Genomic DNA, 20359 nt, shown 5'->3' on the forward strand with positions numbered 1-20359 from the left:
TTTCATACAGATACTGAACAACAAATATAGAGTAAATTATCGGATTAACAAAGAAGTCCCGGTGACAACATTGAATGTTGTGCCGGGACTTTCTTCGTTTTATTTGAATCTATTACGCTACTTCAGAATGGTCTGCCACCTCCATAGCCTCCACCACGTGGGCCACGCGGACCACCGCCATCAAAACCACCATGACGCATATTGCCACGGGCTTCTTTATTTCCAAAAATATTCAGGCGATAAGAGAAGCGAAGCATACAATAACTATTAATTCCATTATATTCGGAAACAGAACGCATATCGGCTGTCAACGAACGGCTGATATTGGATTGCTGCCGCAAAATATCATATACTTCAAAACTGATGGTTGCAGCATTGCCTTTCAGGAAGTTCTGGGCAATCTGCGCATTCCAGATAAGTTCATTCTTATTCATACTAGCATCACGATAACCACGGCGTGCGTTATTAGTTATATTGGTTGACAACGTCATACTCCAAGGTAAAGAGATATTAGTGCTTGCACCATAACCAAATGTATAAGGTTCCTGGTTATTTTCCGGACGCAGTTTGTTTCGTTCAAAGTTATAGTTGATCGAACCATTCAAGGTAAATTCAAACCAGTCGTTACGAAAAGTTCCATTCAGATTCTCTCCTAAAGTCAATGTTGTACTGGTGTTCTTGTCATTTATCTTGGTATCGTCATTGAAAAGGTAAGAAACCGCATTGGTATAGTTGGCACGAGAGAAAGAATTTATAGTGAAACGCTTATCTTTCAATGCTGTATTGAACCCAAACATACCCATCGCATTCCAGTTTCCGTTGATATTCTCCGGTTTAACTGTTACTCCACCAGTACTCTGATTGTAAGTAGTGGCATTGGTAATATTGTTTTGAGTCATATTCAAGTTTGCATGAGCCATTATGCCACGCTGTTTATCTGCATTATAAGTATTGTAGAACAAACGCATAGAATGAGAGAAGGAAGGCTTCAATCCCGGATTACCCTTACGAATGTTCAACGGATTAGAATCATCGGTTACATCCAGCAAATTTTCCATACTCGGCTGGCTTGCACGTCCCCGATAAGTAAAGCGTAACTGGCTGACTTTAGAGAATCTGTAACGAAAATCAACATTAGGAGCAAAATTGAACACATTTCTTTTTACTACAGTATCTACTTCAGCTTTCTTATAATCTAATCTGGTATTCTGCGGTTGCAGAGACACTCCAAAGTTCAATCGATATTTCTCGCGGATAATATTCAACCCTGCATTAATATCATGGTTATAGTATTTATATTGAGCATATTTACTCAAATCTCTATCCTTATTCTCTTCATATCCTTCAGGTAGACCATCACCAAAATTCCAAAACCAATCCTGTCCTTTATCTGCATCAGGAATCAAACTGTACGTACTTCTATCGCTTTCACTATACTTATATTGAAATTTATAGCGGAACTGTAAAAAAGTAGCTCTCGCAATCGGCTCACTATAAGTCAGTTCGGCAGTATAATCATAACTTTTGGTTGGAGAAGTAGTATACTGTTTACGTTCATCATCTTCTTTTTTTGCATTATCATCAAAATAACGCGTCAATGATTCACTAAACTGTTCGCTATCATTATCTCCATAACTAAATGTACCACGGAAAGTGATGTTTCGTCCCTGATTATTCAATCTACGATTCAGCTGTAAAGAAGCATTTGCAGAGAGACTCTGACCTTCTGATTCTGATTCACTGTTGCTGGCGTTGACACGAATAGCTTCTAAAGGATCATCTGTACTTCCCCAGAAAATCTTATTCAAAAACTCATTAGGATTAGACACCAAATTAAATGGATCTCCATTAAAAGTACCCGATTCGGAAATAGAATAACTGTTAGACTTTCCATAAGAAACGTTCGGACGGAAAATGATGTTTGTCAATGTATCCGGTTTCCATTCCAAACGGAAGTCGGCATTGAAGTTTGTATTTTTATTACGGCCTTTACTGTTTGAGTTGGAGTACGAATTTCCATTTTGCAGGAAACGTTCCGAGTAGTTTGTAGATGTTGCATCCCGGTCACTGAAATTATAACGGGCACTACCTCCCAGTTCCAGCTTATCAGTCTGAGTAGCAAAGTTAGCTCCAAGCATCTTGGTAGCAGTCAAACCATTGCTATTCCGGAAACGAGGGCCACCACCTCCACCTGAGAATCCTTGATCGTTCACATTATTGGCCGAACCAATTAAAGAGAATTGGCTATTATCGACAAAACGGTTCAACATCAAGTTACTTCCATAACGGTCTTCTGTACCACCAGCAACACTTGCGTTACCAAACCAACCTTGATTCATTCCTTTCTTCACTTTCAGGTCGAGAACGGTTTCTTCTTCCCCATCATCTATTCCGGTGACACGTGCCAAGTCCGATTTTTTATCGTATGTTTTCAGTTTATCAATCATGTTGACCGGCAAGTTCTTCAATCCGGTTTTCACATCACCCCCAAAGAACTCTTTACCATCTACCATAATCTTCTTTACTTCTTTACCATTGATTTTGACATTACCGTCATCATCAATCTCTGCTCCCGGAAGTTTCTTTACCAATTCTTCGAGCATCGCTCCTTCTGGAGTACGATAAGCAGCCGAATTATATTCCAGAGTATCTTCTTTTACGGTCACCTGCGGAGCTTCGGCAGTAATCACTGCTTCTTTCAGCATAACAGCATCCGGGTCTAATGCAATGGTCCCCATCTTTTTATCGGTGGCATTAGCAGATAATTGTACTGGTACGAGTTTGGTACGAAACCCGATATAGGAAACTTTCAACACATATTTCCCGGCTTTTACTTTGGGGAGAGTGAACCATCCCTGATTACTACTGGCTATACCAGCGGCATAAGCGCTATCAGGCAATGATAACAATTGAACTGTAGCCTGCGCTGCAGGCTCTTTTGTGTCGGCTTCCACCACACGTCCCGAAACGGTAATTACCTTATTCTGTGCAAAAATTGAGAAGGTGCATAGCAACATCAGCACCAACCCTGCTGAAAATCTTTTCATTTACCTTATTTACGATTATATTAGTAGCAATAACAATGTCTTTTTGACAAATCGAATCGCAAAAGGTTTAATTGAAAAGAAAATTATCTTTTAAAGAATCGATCAACAAGCGCTTTTTTAAGACCAAATTCCAAACAAAGCACATTAAAAACCAAAAAGGTCAAGAAAGAGGAAGTATCAACATTAATCACATCTCCTTGCATTACACGCCACAACATACCACCAAAGACGAACAAGAATGTTAAAAAGATAGCATTACGAACAGCTGAATTACGAATCTGCTCCGTTTCCCGGCTCTCATTTTTACTGAATGCAAAGATTATCAACAAGCATCCTGCCATCATCAATAACTTTGTGCATTCTTTATAAAACAGCAAGTTATTATCGGTCACCACTCCCCGCATCACTAGAATAAAAGGGATGAACAGAGCTACCAACAAGACAACATATCCTAAAGGACGACAATATACAGGTAATAATGCTTTCATGATTGAACGTTTTAATGAGACAAAAGTAAGTAAAAAAAATATTTTATATACATTTGCAGAGTAAAAAAGCAAAAGAATCATGAGTAAACAAGAAGTTATTCTCTGCGAAAGCTTGGAAACGAGCCTCGGTCGTGCCATTGAGTTATGCCCGCATGACAAACTATTCGTCCTCACAGACGAGCATACCCAGCGTCTTTGCCTTCCTTCCTTAAAGGCATCAGGTCTACTGAAAGATGCTGTAGAAATCTGTATCGGAGCCGAAGACGTACATAAAACGATGGAAACGCTTGCCTCCGTCTGGATGGCATTAAGTACTCAAGGAGCTACCCGCCACTCTTTGCTTATCAATCTTGGAGGAGGGATGGTGACGGATCTCGGAGGTTTTGCCGCAGCCACATTTAAACGTGGTATTTCCTATATCAATATCCCCACTACTCTACTGGCTATGGTAGATGCATCAGTAGGTGGTAAAACAGGAATCAACTTCAACGGACTGAAAAATGAAATCGGTGCCTTTGCTCCGGCAAACAGTGTACTGATTGAAACAGAATTCCTGCGTACACTGGATGCATACAATTTTTTCTCCGGATATGCTGAAATGCTGAAGCATGGTTTGATTAGCAATACGGCACATTGGGTGGAATTACTCAATTTCAATACTTCTAATATTGACTATACAGCTCTCAAACAATTAGTAGGCCAATCGGTACAAGTGAAAGAAGATATCGTAGAACAGGATCCCTTTGAGCATGGAATCCGCAAGGCATTAAACCTGGGACACACTGTGGGACATGCATTCGAAAGCATGGCACTGGCAGAGGACCGCCCTGTATTGCATGGATATGCAGTAGCTTGGGGAATCGTATGCGAACTGTATCTTTCTCATCTCAAAGTAGATTTCCCGAAAGAGAAAATGAGACAAACGATCCAATTTATCAAGGACAATTATGGTGTATTTACTTTCGATTGCAAAAAATACGACCAACTATATGCATTCATGACGCATGACAAAAAGAATACTTCAGGTACAATTAATTTCACTCTACTGAAGGATATCGGAGATATTTGCATCAATCAAACTGCCGATAAGGACACTATTTTCGAGATGCTCGATTTCTATCGCGAATGTATGGGAATTTAATCCGACACCGGAGAGATTACATAATAAAAGGGAATGAAGTAAACTTCATTCCCTTTCTCTTCCCAATCCCTATAAATAATTGGCAATTGTGCGACAATTGCCCGCGCTATTGTTCTAAGTTACTCATTCGATACTGTGAAAGCGACATACCTGTATGCTTTCTAAAAAAACGTCCAAGCGACGATTGATTCGCAAAGTTGGTTTTTATGGCTATCTCCTGAATATTCAGGCTTGTATTCTTCAATAAAGCCTTGATCTCTAATATGATGTATTCAACAATCCAGTCTTTAGCAGATTTCCCACTTGTTTCCTTGATTACCATAGTCAGGTATTTGGAAGTAATACACAATTTATCTGCATAAAAAGCTACATCCTTATTCTCCTTAAAATGCTTCATGATAAGTCCAAAGAATTTATTAGCCAATTCTTCTTTACGGGTATCCCTACGAGCAGTCATCAAGGTCGCTTCCTTCTGATAAGCATTGAACAGTTCCAGATAAAGATACCTCAACAAATGAATAATCAGCTCACGCCTATATATATCTTGAGACGTAACTTTATCTTTTATCATACCCAGATAATTATACATCCGGGGAATATCGCGTTCCGACTGTGGATACCAATAATGACTCCGCATATAGAAAAAGAAATGCGGAGAAAATCTGGGTACACCACTTAACGCATCACTAAACAGTGAAGTAGATATCACCATCGTAATGGTCGAGAAATCTTCACTTGGCTCACAAAATGAGACAAATTGTCCGGGTAATAATATAATCAATTCCTCCGGCTGTATCCAGTGCACATCTTCATGAACTGTAATTTTAGCCCTTCCACTTAAACAATATATAATCAAACCTGACTGATTATTAGAAGGATAAGAAGTCAGAGGAAGATACTTCAGATTTTGATAAAACTTAAAATCGTCACCCAGGACGTATATCTCTAATGTCTCTCTATTTTTAATGTCTAACATTTAACACCTTTCTAAACTAAGTCTTTTTACAAATGTATAACTTCCTAATTTACCACACACCAAAATTGGAAATATAGTATCATACTAGGGAAATCAAACACCTTTTATTTGCATTAATTTATAAACAAACTCACTGATTGTTAGTTCATTTGTCATTTTCCTATTTAGTTTTATTATGGACTTAGCTGCTTTTTATTGTCTTTTAATACAAAAAAAAGGGTTAATGTCGTCAAATGAAAAATAAGCAGATTGTTTTCTAATTCAAGCAAAATTTTAAATATCTCCCCCTAATATCACAAAAGAAGCAATCAAAAGATGCCCCAATAATCCACAAACCTATTGAGAAAATGATTTGTATAGCGTAAAGAAAGGCTAATAATCAGAATCATAGCCATAAATCAGCATAAATCATACTAGAAAATTCAGCGGATTATTTGCTATTTAAAAATTAATATGTACTTTTGCATCCGCAATTCGGGGTATAGCTCAGCCCGGTAGAGTACGCGTCTGGGGGGCGTGTGGTCGCAAGTTCGAATCTTGTTGCCCCGACTGGTAAAAGAGGTTAGAAGCCGAATGGGTTCTAACCTCTCTTTATTTTATAAAACAATGAAAGAAGATCCTAGACATATTCGTATCAGTGAGTACAATTATCCTCTTCCGGATGAACGTATTGCTAAATTCCCGTTGCCTACCCGCGACCAGTCCAAACTCCTAATATATCGCCGTGGAGAAGTCAGTGAAGACATATTCACCTCCTTACCGGAGTATCTTCCACAAGGTAGTCTAATGATATTCAATAATACGAAAGTCATTCAGGCACGTCTTCATTTCCGGAAAGAAACAGGGGCACTGATTGAAGTATTCTGCCTTGAACCGATTCAGCCAAATGATTATGCATTGAACTTCCAACAGACAGAACATGCCGCTTGGCTTTGTATGATCGGCAACCTGAAAAAATGGAAAGACGGAGAGTTAAAGCGCGAAATGACCGTCAAAGGATTTCCGATCACATTGACTGCCGTCAGAGGAGAATGTAAAGGAACCAGTCATTGGGTAGATTTCTCATGGAATAATCCGGAAGTGACATTTGCCGATATTCTTGAAGTATTCGGAGAACTTCCTATTCCTCCTTACTTAAACCGGGATACGGAAGAAAGTGATAAGGAAACTTATCAGACCGTTTACTCTAAGATTAAAGGTTCGGTAGCTGCACCTACGGCCGGTTTACATTTCACTCCGCGAGTATTAGATGCACTGCAAGAAAAAGGTATCGATCTTGAAGAGTTAACATTACATGTAGGAGCCGGAACATTCAAACCTGTAAAAAGTGAAGAGATCGAAGGTCATGAGATGCACACAGAATATATATCGGTCAACCGGAGCACGATTAAGAAACTAATCGATCATGATGGCTGTGCCATTGCTGTAGGAACCACCTCTGTACGCACTCTCGAAAGCTTGTATCACATTGGAGTTATTTTAGCAGATCATCCGGATGCTACGGAAGAAGAACTGCACGTCAAACAGTGGCAGCCCTATGAGAAATACGATCAAATTCCTCCGGTAGTTGCTCTCCAAAAGATATTGGGTTATCTCGATAGAAATGGGCTCGAAGCTCTCCATACCAGCACACAAATTATCATAGCTCCTGGATATCAGTACAAGATAGTAAAAGCGATGGTTACTAACTTTCATCAGCCACAAAGTACCCTATTATTATTAGTTTCAGCTTTTGTTAAAGGAAACTGGCGTGCGATTTATGATTATGCTTTAGCACATGATTTCCGATTCTTAAGTTATGGAGATTCTTCCTTATTAATGCCATAAATATTCTGCATCCAAAGGAATTCAGTTCACCAAATAAAAAAGTACCATGCTAAGCGATAATAACCAAGAAATGTTCCCCGTCGTAGATGAGCAGGGGAATATCACCGGAGCGGCCACTCGTGGAGAATGTCATAGTGGCAGCAAACTACTTCACCCGGTAGTCCATCTTCATATTTTCAATACCCGTGGAGAGTTGTATCTGCAAAAACGTCCAGAATGGAAAGACATCCAACCGGGGAAATGGGATACAGCCGTAGGCGGACATATCGACTTGGGCGAAAGCGTAGAAATCGCTCTAAAGAGAGAAGTCCGTGAAGAATTAGGCATCACGGACTTTATTCCTGAACTACTTACTAATTATGTTTTCGAGTCCGAACGTGAAAAAGAACTTGTCTTTGTTCACAAGACTGTTTACGATGGAGAAATCCATCCCAGTGAAGAACTGGATGGAGGACGATTCTGGACCATTGAAGAAATAAAAGAAAACTTAGGAAAGGGGATCTTCGCTCCCAATTTCGAAAGCGAATTGCAGAAAGTCTCTCTTATTCCTTCTCTATCCAAGTAACGATCTTTTCAGAGAACGGACTTTCTTTGGGAGAGGCAAAGCCCACCCAGTTTCCGTTCTCATCAATCATGAATTTCTGGAAATTCCACTGAACCGACGCATCTTCTTTACCATTCAGTTTCTTCTCTGTCAGCCATTGATAAAGGGGAGCAATTTCTTTTCCTTTGACGGAAATCTTAGCCATCATCGGGAAAGTCACATCGTAATTCAAAGAACAGAATTGAGCTATTTCCTCATTACTTCCAGGCTCCTGCCCCATAAAGTTATTTGCCGGGAAACCAATTATTACAAAGTCTTTATCTTTATATTTCTCATACAGTTTCTCCAGTTGAGCATACTGTGGCGTCAGTCCGCACTTAGAAGCCACGTTGACCACAAGCACTTTCTTACCTTTCAATGAAGAAAGAGGAAAGTCTTTGCCATCAATCGTTTTCACTGTAAAATCATAAAAAGACTTGTTCTGCGCTTCCAAAGAAACAGCAAACAACAGACTTACCATCATCAAGACGAATGTTTTCATGGTGAATATACATTTAGTTTGTTTCTATAATAAACGAACCAATGTGAAGAAATGTTCTGTTATTCTATGATAGCTGCAAAACCTCCGTTTCTGACCATCTTCACGGTCAACTGTTCTCCGGCTTTCACCTGCGACGACTTACAACGATAATCCATCGCCTGACGTCCTGCATTGATACCATCTTCAAAAGATGTCATCTGATAAGAACGATCTTTATTCAGAAAATCCAAATTGATAGTAAATTCACGTTCCTTTTCACCATTGTTGGTCATTCCTCCTATGAACCACTTATCACCTTTGCGTTTCGCCACAATTACATATTCACCCGCTTTAGCTTCCAATGCCACTGTCTCATCCCAAGTTACAGGAACTTGTGTGATGAAGCGGGTACAATCTTCATTACGATAATAAAGAGTCGGATTATCCGCCAACATCTGTAGACCGCTTTCGAAAACCACAAATAATGCCAGCTGATAAGCCCGTGTTCCGATACTGGCAGAATTCGGACGTTCTGATCTATACACATTAGGTTGCATACTAATCATTGCTCCGGGAGTATAATCCATCGGTCCAACAGCATTACGCATAAACGGTAAATACAGACTGTTATCCGGATAGCAACCTCCCATATTTTCCATACCTCGCACTCCTTCGTAAGAGAGCACATTCGGATATTTATATTCTAATCCGGTCGGTTTGAAAGAACCATGAAAATCGACAAATAAATTATGTTTAGCCGCTTCTCGGGCTACCCGTTCGTAATAGTTGACCATCCACTGGTCACTTCTATCCATAAAATCAATTTTAAGTCCTTTCACTCCCCATTCATTGAAAGTCTTGAACAGGTCAAAATTGTTTTCCACAGTCAACCATGTCAGCCAGAGCACAATCCCTACATTCTTTTCTTTGCCATAACGAATTAGTTCATGCAAATTAACTTTGGGGTTCGGTGTGTAAGGGTCACGAGTACTTTTGGTCCAACCTTCGTCCATAATAATATAAGGAATGCCGAATTTGGAAGCAAAGTCGATATAATACTTGTAAGTTTCCAGATTATAGCCGGAAACAAAATTCACATCGGGTCCGTAAGGAGAGGCATCGTTCCACCATTCCCAGCTTACCTGCCCCGGTTTTATCCATGAAACGTCCTGAAGTTGATTCTTTTCAGCAAGCCGATAAGTCATTGTGTTTTCAATCAACTGCTTATCATTCTTACTTATCACAAAGTAGCGCCAAGGATAATTTCTCGTTCCTTTTGTCTTGGCAATATAATCTGCTTCTTCAGTGATTTTCAGACTGCGGTCTCCATCTTCCGCAAAAGCAAGCGGAGTTTTAGGGAAAGTAGAAACTATTCCATTCGCACCTGTTCCTTTGAGAAACATACATGGATAATCGGTTAGGTCCGATTCACTGATTAATATCTTGTAGTCTTTTTTTTGTATCGATCAAAGCCGGTAAAATAGCCATTTTATCTTCCGGCTTCCACGTATTACTCTGAATATGTGTATAAGGTTCTTCACAAGAAGTTTTGAAACCTCCCGGTTGTTGCAAATGAAGCAGATAATCCGATGGGAAGTTGATTGCAAATTCCTCACCCATCACTTCAACGTCCCCTTTTTGCGAAGTTATGAACCGATAAGCAATTCCATCATCAAAGGCACGGAACTCTACTGAATAGTCTTTGAAAGTCAGTAGCAATTGATTATAACGATTATTGACTTTCGAATATTTCAAAGGTACCACAGGAGTCAATTGTTCGTCGATACTCGTACGCTTCTGACGACGCAACTTAGGATTCTGCCCCAACACTTGATTCTTCAGAATCAACTGAAGAAAGTTGTCTTTCAACAATACTTCTCCATTATAATCTATATTATAATAGATTTTATCCGAGAGATTGAATGACACTTTTATTTCTCCATTAGGAGAAACTAACTCAAACTTGTTCTGGGCATGAAGTAGCGATACCAAACACAGGAACATTGATAGCAATAAATACTTTCTCATTTTTTTATTTTATGTTATACCATATTATCTGAAAGCCTTTATACAAAGATAAAGATTATGTTTAAAGTCCGTATTGAAACCTCATTGTTTTTCCTGGAAAAGATAACGATGGAGCCACCGCCTCATCCGATACCGCACGTTTATAATTCGGTTTACCGCTCATCACAAAACGTAACTTCACGCCATCACGTATATCTTCATATCTCAAATAAGATTTATCATACTTCTTACCATTGACATACAATTCCTTCACATACACATTCTTCGGTGACCAATTATCCGCTACCATTTCAATAGATTTTCCATTACTCATCCGAACCGTTATCGCTTCCACACAAGGAGAACCGACATTATACACATTACTCGATGGAGTAACCGGATAAAAACCGATACAGTTGAACATATACCAAGCCGACATCTGTCCGCAATCATCATTTCCGCTTAACGCATCCGGCGTATCTCCATAGAAACGGTCAACAATAGTACGAACCCATTTCTGACACTTCCAAGGTTCTTTCAGATAATTATAAAGATACGCTACATGGTGGCAAGGTTCATTGCCATGCCAATAAGCACCGATGCGTCCCTGTATATCATGTGCACCCGGAATATCATCCGGCAATTCTACAGTGAACAATTCATCCAGTCGATTACGGAACCAAGCTTCACCAGCTTCATTAATATAACCTTGTACATCTTGAGGAACGTACCACGTATACTGAACAGTAAAACCTTCTGTTATATCTCCCCATCCATTCACAGAACCAGGTCCTTGATAAGCCACCGGAGTGAATGGTGTACGCCAGTTTCCCTTACTGTCCTTACCACGCATGTACTTCGTTTCCGGGTCAATCAGAGTCTGATAAGAGAGTGCACGATTCAGGAAATAACGATAATCATCTTCTTTACCTAGAGCCTTAGCAGCCTGTGCTATGCAATAATCATCATAAGCATATTCCAATGTTTTCGACACCGATTCCGCCTCTTTATCAAAAGGGACATATCCCATGGTGCGATACTCCGGCAGACAGTCATAATTCGGATTCATCGCTGTGGTCTTCATGGCTTCATACGCACGTTCGTAATCGAAGCCTTTCACTCCTTTCACAATCATGTCTGCCAGTACGGAAACAGCATGATAACCAATCATACACCAGGTTTCATTTCCATAGAAAGACCAGATAGGAAGCATTTTCTCCACACTCTTGTCATAATGTGCCAGCATTGAATTGGCAATATTCGCATTAACATCCTGCTGAACCAAATTGAACCAGGGATGCAAAGCACGATACGTATCCCAAAGAGAGAAAACCGTATAATTGGTAAAGCCCTCTGCTTTCTCTATATTCTTATCCAAGCCACGAAACTGACCGTCCGCATCCTGAAAGATAAACGGGTGCAAAGCAGCATGATAAGCTGACGTATAAAAAGTTCTTTTCGTTTTACGATCAGCGGTAAGCGTATATTTTCCCAATTCCTTTTCCCAAAGAGCTTCCCCTCTCGCTTTCAAGTCATTAAAAGTCAGTCCGGCGAGCTCATTCATATTATTCTTTGCTCCATTGGTACTGACTGACGAAATAGCCGTTTTCACAATCACTTCCTCTCCGGCTTTCGTTTCGAAAGAAATACAAGCCATTAGATTCTTTCCCCAAGTCTCATAACTACTACGGAACCGGGAAGTGTTGTAAATCACCGGTTTCTTATCCTGCATAAAACGCAGTCCGGTTAACTTCTTTGAGAAAGTAGCCGTAAAATAGACATGTCGTTCAGGTCCCCAACCTTTCACCAATTTATAACCGGTAATAGTGGAATCATTTTCCATCCGTAGATTCGCCCATTCACAAGATTGCCACAAAGTATGGTTCATATCAATCATGATAAATGCTTTCTCCGACTGTGGATAAGTAAAACGAAACATCCCACTGCGCACTCCTGACGTCATTTCAGCTTTCACTCCACAATCCGTCAATTCCACAGCATAATAATTGGGAGAAGCCCATTCCTTCTCATGTGAATAGCGAGAACGATATCCTTTCTCCGGCTCCTCACGAGTACCCGGGTCCAGTTTCATTTCTCCAATTCCAGGAATGAACAGAAAGTCTCCTAAATCAGGTATGCCCGTCCCACTTAAGTGAGTCAGACTGAATCCCAGCAGAGTAGAATGATTATATTTGTAACCGGAGGCTGCGTCATAGTATTTACTATCTGTGTCCGGGCTCATCTGAATTCCTCCGAAAGGAATTTGTGCACCCGGATAAACATTCCCATAACCATCTGTCCCAACAAACGGATTCACATAATCAATCAGTTTCTCGGTTTGAGCCATGCCCGGCAAGACACTCACCAGACACGACCAAACCAAAAACAATCTCTTTTTACCAAATCTACAGATCATATTTATTCTTTATTGTGCTTGTATATCTCCCACAGCTACCTGATACTCGTGCCACAGTTCATCAATGTTATATTCATTCCCTAAAATATGCTTGATAGCTCCGTCAAACGACCAGGGAATCACCTCTAACGTACTACGATTGAATTTACGCAAGAACTCCGGGTCTTTATTATCACGCAACCAAACGAAAAAATAACCCGCTGTACGATACCCGTCCATATAGTTCCCGCCTTTCGGACGTGCGTTAGGACCATCGAAACCACCATTTGCCACACGCACCGCATCTGCCATACCCTCAATAAACGCCCAGAACACCCGATTAGTACCGTATGAGCCAACCCCTTGCGGTTCCAACTGATAAACATGTGTCAGTTCATGCAAGAGTACTCCGCGAGTCTCAAAAAACAATTTTGCCGTATCATTGGCAGCAAATGACTTCTCAATATGCCGTGTGCTATAGAAAATTGTAACATCTCCATTACCACCACCTTTGGCAGAAACACCTTCAATATCTTCCAACGTATAATGTATTTTATTTACCGTAGGAATACTATCTTCCGGAGAATGGTAAAGCGTAGCCAATACTTCACGCGCCTGGGCTTTGATATACGATTCCGCATCAGGGATAATCCGGTGATAAATATCCGAACCCTTCGTTTCCGGTGCTTTATCCTCAAATAAAATGGTTCCTACATTATATTTACCCCATGCATCAGGCGTTATTTTAACGCGTTCTTTTGAGGTTGCTGAACAAGCCCCCATAGCTACCAACAGGCAGGCTACATAGATCAAATGTCTCTTTTTCATATCTTCACTCTATTATTTATTAATTCCATTAGTTAGTGAATATGGTTTATCTTCTGCCGATAAACCACGGCGTTTATTCGGTGATGCAGACATCTTAAACTCAAGTACCCCGCCTTTCAGTATATCTTCATGCGTGAGGTACATCTTATCATAGATTTTTCCATTCAGTTTCAGCGACTGTACATAACGTCTCTTATCACTGACACCGGGAGCCTTAATCTCCAACGTATTCCCATTGGGAAGCTTCAACTTCAGATAAGGCAGATACGGTGCTCCCAATACATATTGATCCGTTCCGGGGCAAACCGGATAGAAACCCATCACCGAGAAAAGATACCACGCAGACATCTGTCCGCAATCGTCATTACCACCCAAGCCGTTGATATCGTTCTTATACATTTTATTCAGGATTTCACGCAGCCAGTACTGGGTCTTCCACGGTTCGGAGGTCCAGGCATAGAGATAAGGGACATGATGACTCGGTTCATTGCCATGTACATACCCGCCAACCAGACATTCTGCCGTGATATCCTCATTATGCTCGTAATATTTCTCCGGCAAATGCATGGAGAACAGTTTATCCAGTTTATCGACAAAGACCCTTTCTCCTCCCATCAAGTCCATCATTCCAAACACATCATGCGGCACGTGGAAAGAGAAGTTCCAGGAATTTCCCTCAATAAAGCCCTCGCCATAGGTCTGCAATACATCGAAATCTTTCTTGAATGAACCGTCGCTATAACGGGGACGGGCAAAGCCAATCGTAGTATCATAAATATTACGGTAATTCAAGGCACGCTTCCGATAGGTTTCCGCAATATCCTTTTTACCGGATTTCAAGGCAGTCTGATAGATGGTCCAGTCATCGTAGGCATATTCCAACGTGGAGGAAGCGGCTGTACCGCTCTTATCCAATGGGATATAACCCAGCTTCATGTAATCTGCTACTCCTTCATAATAAGGTACGGTAGAAGTGCTTACCATGGCAGCCAAAGCCTCATCAACATTGGAAAAGACTCCTTTAGTAATGGCATCCGCCAATACGGATACGGCATGATATCCGCTCATACACCAGTTCTCATTCCCCATCATACTCCAGACAGGCAGCATTCCGTGCACACTCTGCTGCTCATGCTTTATCATTGACTCCACCATGTCCGAATTTCGTTCTGGTTTTACCAGATTCAGAAACGGATGTTCTGCACGGTATGTATCCCAGAGCGAGAATATGGTATAATTGGTGAAGCCTTTCGCCTGATGAATATTATGATCCAGACCGCGATAAGCTCCATCCACATCCATATAGACAGACGGATTAATCATCGTATGATAAAGTGAAGTGTAAAGCATTGCTTTCTGATCGGCAGTTCCTTCTACTTCAAAATGATCCAGTTCATTATTCCAGTCTGTACGGGCTGCTTCAGCCAGCTGTTCAAAGCTCTTTCCGGAAGCTTCGGCGCGCAGATTCTTAACAGCTCCCTCGGTGCTGACAGCAGAGAGTGCTACTTTCACCACCAGTTCCGGTTCTTGGGCTGTATTGAAATTGAAATAGGCTACAATCTTACGGCCCGTAATCTCCGGGAAGTTCTTGTCCATATTGAAGCGACGCCAGAAGCCATTGTAAAGCACCTTTTCTTTATCCTTATAGCCATAGTCCCTGATAGGTTGCGACAAAGAAATAGCGAAATAAGTATAGTTGGTTCTCGCCCATCCGTTTGTGATGCGATAGCCTGTCAATAACGTATCATTCTCTACCCGCAAGTTGGCCCAGAGCACTTTGCCGTCATAGTTGTATATACCATGAACCAGGTCAAGGATAAGATGACCGTCTTTGCCTTTAGGGAAAGTGTATTTATGGACTCCTACCCGTTGCGTTGCAGTCAACTGTGCCTTTATGCCATAATCATCGAGCATCACTTCATAATATCCGGGAGTAGACTTTTCCGTAGCATGGCTGAAACGGGAACGGTAGCCTTCATCCGGATGATCCGCCCTGCCACAATTGAGCTTCAAGTCTCCTACGGCAGGCATCAACAGGATATCGCCTAAATCCGAATGACCCGTTCCGCTAAGATGCGTATGGCTGAAGCCGACAATCGTCTTGTCCCGATACTGATAACCGGCGCAATATTCATAAGCGTTCTTCTGATAAGCCCCATTTATGTTATGTGGAATTGTGTCTGTGTCCGGACTTAGTTGCACCCACCCGAAAGGTGTGCAGGCACCAGGAAAAGTATGTCCCATACCATTCGTGCCGATGATCGGATTCACATAATCTACCGGCTGTTGAGCCATGGCGGACGACATTGCAATCGCCGCCACAGCTATTATCCCTATTTTCTTCTTTATACCGTACATATCTATTTACTTTTTGTCGAGAGAGAAAGAGTATGGATAATCAGATTCATTCACACCTCTTCCCGTATTGGGTTTATTATCCATTTCGAACAACAGGCGCCCGCCTTTCAATAAATCAAAATGATTCAGATAATTCTTCGTATAGTTCTTTCCATTATAGTTCAATGAACGGATATAACGGTTCTCATCACTATTCTTAGGAGCAGAAATTTCAAGCTTCCTGCCATTCTCCAGGGTAATGGTTGCTTTCTTGAAATAAGGAGCTCCCATCACATATTCATTGCTACCCGGACATACCGGATAGAAACCCAAGGCCGTAAATACATACCAGGCGGAAGTCTGCCCGTTATCCTCGTCACCACAATATCCATCCGGAGTGGCAAAGTACAACCGCGTCATTACCTCACGCAGCCAGTATTGGGCTTTCCACGGTTCGCCGGCATAGTTATACAAGTAGATCATGTGCTGGATAGGTTGGTTGCCATGTGCATAGTTACCCATGTTAGCAATTTCCATTTCACGAATCTCGTGAATCACTCCTCCATAATAGCTATCATCAAATACAGGAGGAAGATTGAATACAGAATCAAGCATACTGACAAACATCTTCTTGCCGCCCATCAGATCAACCAGTCCTTGTACATCGTGGAATACCGACCATGTATAATGCCAACTATTTCCTTCCGTAAAGGCATCTCCCCATTTAAAAGGATTGAAAGGAGTCTGGAAAGTTCCGTCGGAATTCTTTCCCCGCATCAACTTAGTTTCCGGATCGAACAGATTACGGTAGTTCTGACTCCTTTTCTTATAAACATCCAGTTCTTCTGCCGGACGGCCTAATTTTTCACCCATACGGTAAATGCACCAGTCATCGTATGCATATTCCAATGTGCGTGCCGCATTCTCATTAATTTTCACATCGTATGGCACATAGCCCAGTTTGTTATAATATTCATATCCACGGCGTCCGGTAGTAGAAACTTTCGGATGTACGCTATTGGCCCCTTTCAGTAGGCCTTCGTACATTTTTTCTGCATCCGCTTTGGTTACATTCTTCATGAAGGCATCCGCCACTACAGAAGCTGAATTGTTCCCAACCATGCAACCACGATGGCCCGGGCTTGCCCATTCAGGAAAGAATCCACTTTCAAGATAGGTATTCAACAGGCCTTCCTGCATCTTCTCACCCATTGAAGGATATATCAAATTAACAAATGGAAACAAGCAACGGAAAGTATCCCAGAATCCAGTGTCGGTAAACATATATCCCGGACGGATTTCACCATTATAGGGGCTGTAATGCACAGTTTCCCCCTTACCGTTTACTTCGTAAAACATACGGGGAAACAACACCGAACGATACAAACAAGAGTAGAACGTACGCATACGGTTCTCATCACTGTCTTCAACCTTGATACGCCCCAAGACATTGTTCCATGCCTTACGACCAGCCTCTTTTGTTTGTTCGAAAGTCTTATTTCCAATTTCTTTCAAATTCAGTTCAGCCTGTTCAGGACTGATGAATGAGGATGCCACCTTTGCATGTACCTGTTCTCCTTTCTTCGTTGAAAATCCGATAGCAGCACCCACGTGATTGGATTGTAGTTCGAGATGTGTTTCAACCAAATGATAGTCTGCCCATACTTTATTGAAAGTAAAAGGCTTGTCGAACTCTATCACAAAGTAATTCTTAAAATTTTGAGGAACACCGCCACTATTGCGTGTCGTATAACCGATTATTTTATTTTCTTCGGGAATCACCTTCACATACGAACCGCGATCGAAAGCATCTATTACCACATAGGCATCGGAGGTTTCAGGGAAAGTGAAACGGAAATATGCGCAACGTTCTGTCGGAGCTATTTCAGTTGTCATGTCATACTCTGACAAATAAACACTATAATAATAAGGAGTGGCTTTCTCTGCCTTATGAGAGAACCAGGAAGCACGACTGTCCTGATCGATCTTCAACTGTTTAGTCATCGGCATGATTGAGAACTGACCGTAGTCATTGATCCACGGACTAGGCTGATGGGTTTGCTTGAAACCTCTGATTTTGTCGGATGCATAAGTGTAAGCCCAACCGTCACCCATCTTTCCGGTTTGTGGCATCCAGAAGTTCATTCCCCAAGGCAACGCGATGGCAGGATATGTATTCCCATTAGATAGTGATATTTTCGAATCAGTTCCCATTAAAGGATTCACATAGTCTACCGGTTGCTTTTGCGCAAAGGTAGAAGAAGCTCCCAATAGCAGGGCTATTGCGAAAGATAGTAGTTTCTTTTTATTCATGGTCTACGAATTAAGCTATTAATTAGATTATCAAGTCTTTTTTATTTACGTTACAAATTAAAGCATCTTTCTGTAATTATCAGTCCTCTGATACGCCAAAATAAGAAAAAAATAGCATATGGTCAACCAAAGGATACGAGCGTCAACGAGAGTACAAGTTAAATAAGTGAGAATCAGGATGTAATATTTATACGCATACCACGAGAGTACAACTGGAGGACTAACTGTTTAAGCAATAGAGAGAGGATAATTTGCCTTTACCCTCTCTCCAATTCTATCAGAAACAAATATTTATTATTACCTAATTAATTCCATCCCGGGTTCTGATGTCCTTCCAACGCAGGATTAGCCTGAATTTCATCTAACGGGATAGGCCATAACAAAGCATATTCAGGAATGGCGCCGGCTCTTGTGCTTCCATCGGGCTTGTTTTGGATTTGAGCCGATGCAAGAGCAGTCCATTTCAATTTTCCTGATTCGGTAGATGCTTCCGGATACAAACGAGTACGACGAATGTCATCCCAAATCTTAAATTCCAACGGTAACTCATGCAAACGTTCAGTCAAAATCGATTGTATTAAATCGTTTCCTGTAGCCGTCTCATCTGCCAATCCAGCACGTTTACGCACTTGATTGAGATAATATTTAGCTCCACCGACAGCATTATCTTCATGATTTGTACGTGCCAGACCTTCGGCCGCAATCAGCAAGACTTCCGCAAAACGGAATACCGGCATATTATAATCACCGTCGTGGCCGCTAATCAAAGCATTTTCATCAAACCATGCCCAGTTGCCTGCATTATTCAAAGTATGAGTATTTCCTTCAGCATCGGTATATTGCTTAAAGAAGAACTGTTTCTCATGTCCTCGAATATCATTAGAGGCATAGCTGTTAAGCAACATATCACAGGGAAGGTATGCATTATACAGCACGTCTCCTCCCGGATGGAACACTCCCCACTGAAAAGCATCTGTACCAATAGAACGACAAGCATAAGAGTTACCTACACTATAATCACTATAATTATATTCTTTAGCATAAATGATTTCAGCAGATTCTTTCGTTGTCTTAATCACATTATACGCAGAGTTCAAATCATCAGTCGTTCCATTCGGATGAATAAGTCCGTGAGGACTATCATTAATCACTTTTAATGCCATCTGTGCAGCTTTTCCATAATAGTCTGCCCCCCCGTTTAACGGTGCACCAGCCCATTGTAAATAAACTTGTGCCAGCAAAGTCTGCGCCATTGCCCTAGTGACATAACAGCCATTTTCATAAAACGTTTTATTGGGTAATGCATCCCCGTTGACAATATCCAGCAAGTCGGCTTCAATTTTCTTATAAACCTCTTCAGCAGAAAGACGTTCTTTGTACATACCTTCTGTAGATGTGTAAGGTTCTGAAATATAAGGAACACCACCAAATTCTTTAACCAGCCAGAAATATCCGTATGCACGGAAGAATTTACCTTGAGCCACATAATTATTAATAGTAGCTTCATCCAGCACCCCAGTCATTGTCGGAATATTGGCAATAACAAAGTTGGCACGTGAAATACCTTTATAAAACTCATGCCAGTATTTCATTGCAATATCATCAAAAGATTCAATATTGAAGTTACACCCTTCGGATGCCGTAGTAAATGTTCTGTCTTTACGCTTATCAACGTACAATCCGGACACAATACCACCCCACATCGTCGCTTTAGGAGTCCAGCCACCGCCTACGTCAGTGTTATGTAAATAAGGCACACCACCAAAATACAATGCATTCACACCCGACTCCGCATCAGCTTTCGTCTTCCAGAATTGGTCAGATGACTTCATATCCAATGGTTCTTCTTTCAGGAAATCGTCGCATGAATTCAGCAACACAGAAAGTGAACACATACAAAATGCAGATATATATACTTTTAATAGTTTCATAATTC

At 41.1% G+C, this 20359-nt stretch carries 12 protein-coding genes, 1 tRNA gene and 1 pseudogene; 4 read left to right on the forward strand and 10 right to left on the reverse strand.

What is annotated here, in order from left to right; translation table 11 throughout:
- Positions 1-122 precede the first annotated feature (122 nt).
- Together CJF29_RS19745 and CJF29_RS19750 are read right to left on the reverse strand one after the other, a co-directional pair.
- Positions 123-3047: a TonB-dependent receptor gene (locus tag CJF29_RS19745; RefSeq protein WP_099146474.1), complete on the reverse strand. Its 2925-nt coding sequence runs from the start codon at positions 3045-3047 to the stop codon at positions 123-125.
- 83 nt (positions 3048-3130) lie between these two features.
- Positions 3131-3535 (reverse strand): hypothetical protein, encoded by a 405-nt coding sequence (locus tag CJF29_RS19750; protein WP_099146493.1) that lies wholly within the window; start codon positions 3533-3535, stop codon positions 3131-3133.
- A gap of 79 nt (positions 3536-3614) precedes the next feature.
- Between CJF29_RS19750 and aroB the strand changes: the two genes are divergently transcribed.
- Entirely contained in the window at positions 3615-4676 is a 1062-nt protein-coding gene (gene aroB / locus CJF29_RS19755) for a 3-dehydroquinate synthase (RefSeq protein WP_099146473.1), read from the forward strand.
- A 106-nt stretch (positions 4677-4782) separates the two neighbouring features.
- Here aroB and CJF29_RS19760 read toward each other — a convergent pair whose 3' ends face one another.
- Complete coding sequence (locus CJF29_RS19760; protein WP_009000327.1) at positions 4783-5652, reverse strand: helix-turn-helix domain-containing protein; 870 nt, start codon at positions 5650-5652, stop codon at positions 4783-4785.
- A 475-nt stretch (positions 5653-6127) separates the two neighbouring features.
- Here CJF29_RS19760 and CJF29_RS19765 point away from each other — a divergent pair.
- From CJF29_RS19765 to CJF29_RS19775, 3 genes are all read left to right on the forward strand, one after another.
- Positions 6128-6201 (forward strand) — tRNA-Pro (locus CJF29_RS19765).
- A gap of 57 nt (positions 6202-6258) precedes the next feature.
- On the forward strand, positions 6259-7479 hold the full coding sequence (locus CJF29_RS19770) for an S-adenosylmethionine:tRNA ribosyltransferase-isomerase (RefSeq protein ID WP_099146492.1): 1221 nt from the start codon (positions 6259-6261) through the stop codon (positions 7477-7479).
- Between the two features lie 46 nt (positions 7480-7525).
- On the forward strand, positions 7526-8044 hold the full coding sequence (locus CJF29_RS19775) for an NUDIX hydrolase (RefSeq protein ID WP_099146472.1): 519 nt from the start codon (positions 7526-7528) through the stop codon (positions 8042-8044).
- On the opposite strand, the gene CJF29_RS19780 is transcribed toward CJF29_RS19775, so the two are convergent.
- From CJF29_RS19780 to CJF29_RS19810, 7 genes and pseudogenes are all read right to left on the reverse strand, one after another.
- Positions 8022-8564: a glutathione peroxidase gene (locus CJF29_RS19780; protein ID WP_009000324.1), complete on the reverse strand. Its 543-nt coding sequence runs from the start codon at positions 8562-8564 to the stop codon at positions 8022-8024. The genes CJF29_RS19775 and CJF29_RS19780 overlap by 23 nt on opposite strands.
- A 59-nt stretch (positions 8565-8623) precedes the next feature.
- Positions 8624-10571 (reverse strand): annotated as a pseudogene (locus CJF29_RS19785) (glycoside hydrolase family 97 protein).
- Positions 10572-10632: 61 nt separating this feature from the next.
- Positions 10633-12966, reverse strand: coding sequence for a GH92 family glycosyl hydrolase (locus CJF29_RS19790; RefSeq protein ID WP_099146471.1), 2334 nt, complete (start codon positions 12964-12966; stop codon positions 10633-10635).
- A gap of 9 nt (positions 12967-12975) precedes the next feature.
- Positions 12976-13773, reverse strand: a complete 798-nt coding sequence (locus CJF29_RS19795) for a basic secretory family protein (RefSeq protein WP_099146470.1) — start codon at positions 13771-13773, stop codon at positions 12976-12978.
- Between the two features lie 12 nt (positions 13774-13785).
- Positions 13786-16131, reverse strand: a complete 2346-nt coding sequence (locus tag CJF29_RS19800) for a GH92 family glycosyl hydrolase (RefSeq protein WP_009000320.1) — start codon at positions 16129-16131, stop codon at positions 13786-13788.
- A gap of 6 nt (positions 16132-16137) precedes the next feature.
- The gene (locus CJF29_RS19805) at positions 16138-18423 is read right to left on the reverse strand and encodes a GH92 family glycosyl hydrolase (RefSeq protein ID WP_099146469.1); all 2286 of its coding nucleotides are present in this window, start codon (positions 18421-18423) and stop codon (positions 16138-16140) included.
- Positions 18424-18728: 305 nt separating this feature from the next.
- The gene (locus CJF29_RS19810) at positions 18729-20354 is read right to left on the reverse strand and encodes a RagB/SusD family nutrient uptake outer membrane protein (RefSeq protein WP_004305435.1); all 1626 of its coding nucleotides are present in this window, start codon (positions 20352-20354) and stop codon (positions 18729-18731) included.
- Positions 20355-20359 lie beyond the last annotated feature (5 nt).

It is taken from the genome of Bacteroides celer (assembly GCF_002632415.2).
GTDB lineage: Bacteria > Bacteroidota > Bacteroidia > Bacteroidales > Bacteroidaceae > Bacteroides.

Excerpts from the sequence above, each read along its gene's own strand:
- CJF29_RS19745 (WP_099146474.1), bottom strand. The coding sequence starts at position 3,047 with ATGAAAAGATTTTCAGCAGGGTTGGTGCTGATGTTGCTATGCACCTTC.
- CJF29_RS19750 (WP_099146493.1), bottom strand. The coding sequence starts at position 3,535 with ATGAAAGCATTATTACCTGTATATTGTCGTCCTTTAGGATATGTTGTC.
- aroB (WP_099146473.1), top strand. The coding sequence starts at position 3,615 with ATGAGTAAACAAGAAGTTATTCTCTGCGAAAGCTTGGAAACGAGCCTC.
- CJF29_RS19760 (WP_009000327.1), bottom strand. The coding sequence starts at position 5,652 with ATGTTAGACATTAAAAATAGAGAGACATTAGAGATATACGTCCTGGGT.
- CJF29_RS19770 (WP_099146492.1), top strand. The coding sequence starts at position 6,259 with ATGAAAGAAGATCCTAGACATATTCGTATCAGTGAGTACAATTATCCT.
- CJF29_RS19775 (WP_099146472.1), top strand. The coding sequence starts at position 7,526 with ATGCTAAGCGATAATAACCAAGAAATGTTCCCCGTCGTAGATGAGCAG.
- CJF29_RS19780 (WP_009000324.1), bottom strand. The coding sequence starts at position 8,564 with ATGAAAACATTCGTCTTGATGATGGTAAGTCTGTTGTTTGCTGTTTCT.
- CJF29_RS19790 (WP_099146471.1), bottom strand. The coding sequence starts at position 12,966 with ATGATCTGTAGATTTGGTAAAAAGAGATTGTTTTTGGTTTGGTCGTGT.
- CJF29_RS19795 (WP_099146470.1), bottom strand. The coding sequence starts at position 13,773 with ATGAAAAAGAGACATTTGATCTATGTAGCCTGCCTGTTGGTAGCTATG.
- CJF29_RS19800 (WP_009000320.1), bottom strand. The coding sequence starts at position 16,131 with ATGTACGGTATAAAGAAGAAAATAGGGATAATAGCTGTGGCGGCGATT.
- CJF29_RS19805 (WP_099146469.1), bottom strand. The coding sequence starts at position 18,423 with ATGAATAAAAAGAAACTACTATCTTTCGCAATAGCCCTGCTATTGGGA.
- CJF29_RS19810 (WP_004305435.1), bottom strand. The coding sequence starts at position 20,354 with ATGAAACTATTAAAAGTATATATATCTGCATTTTGTATGTGTTCACTT.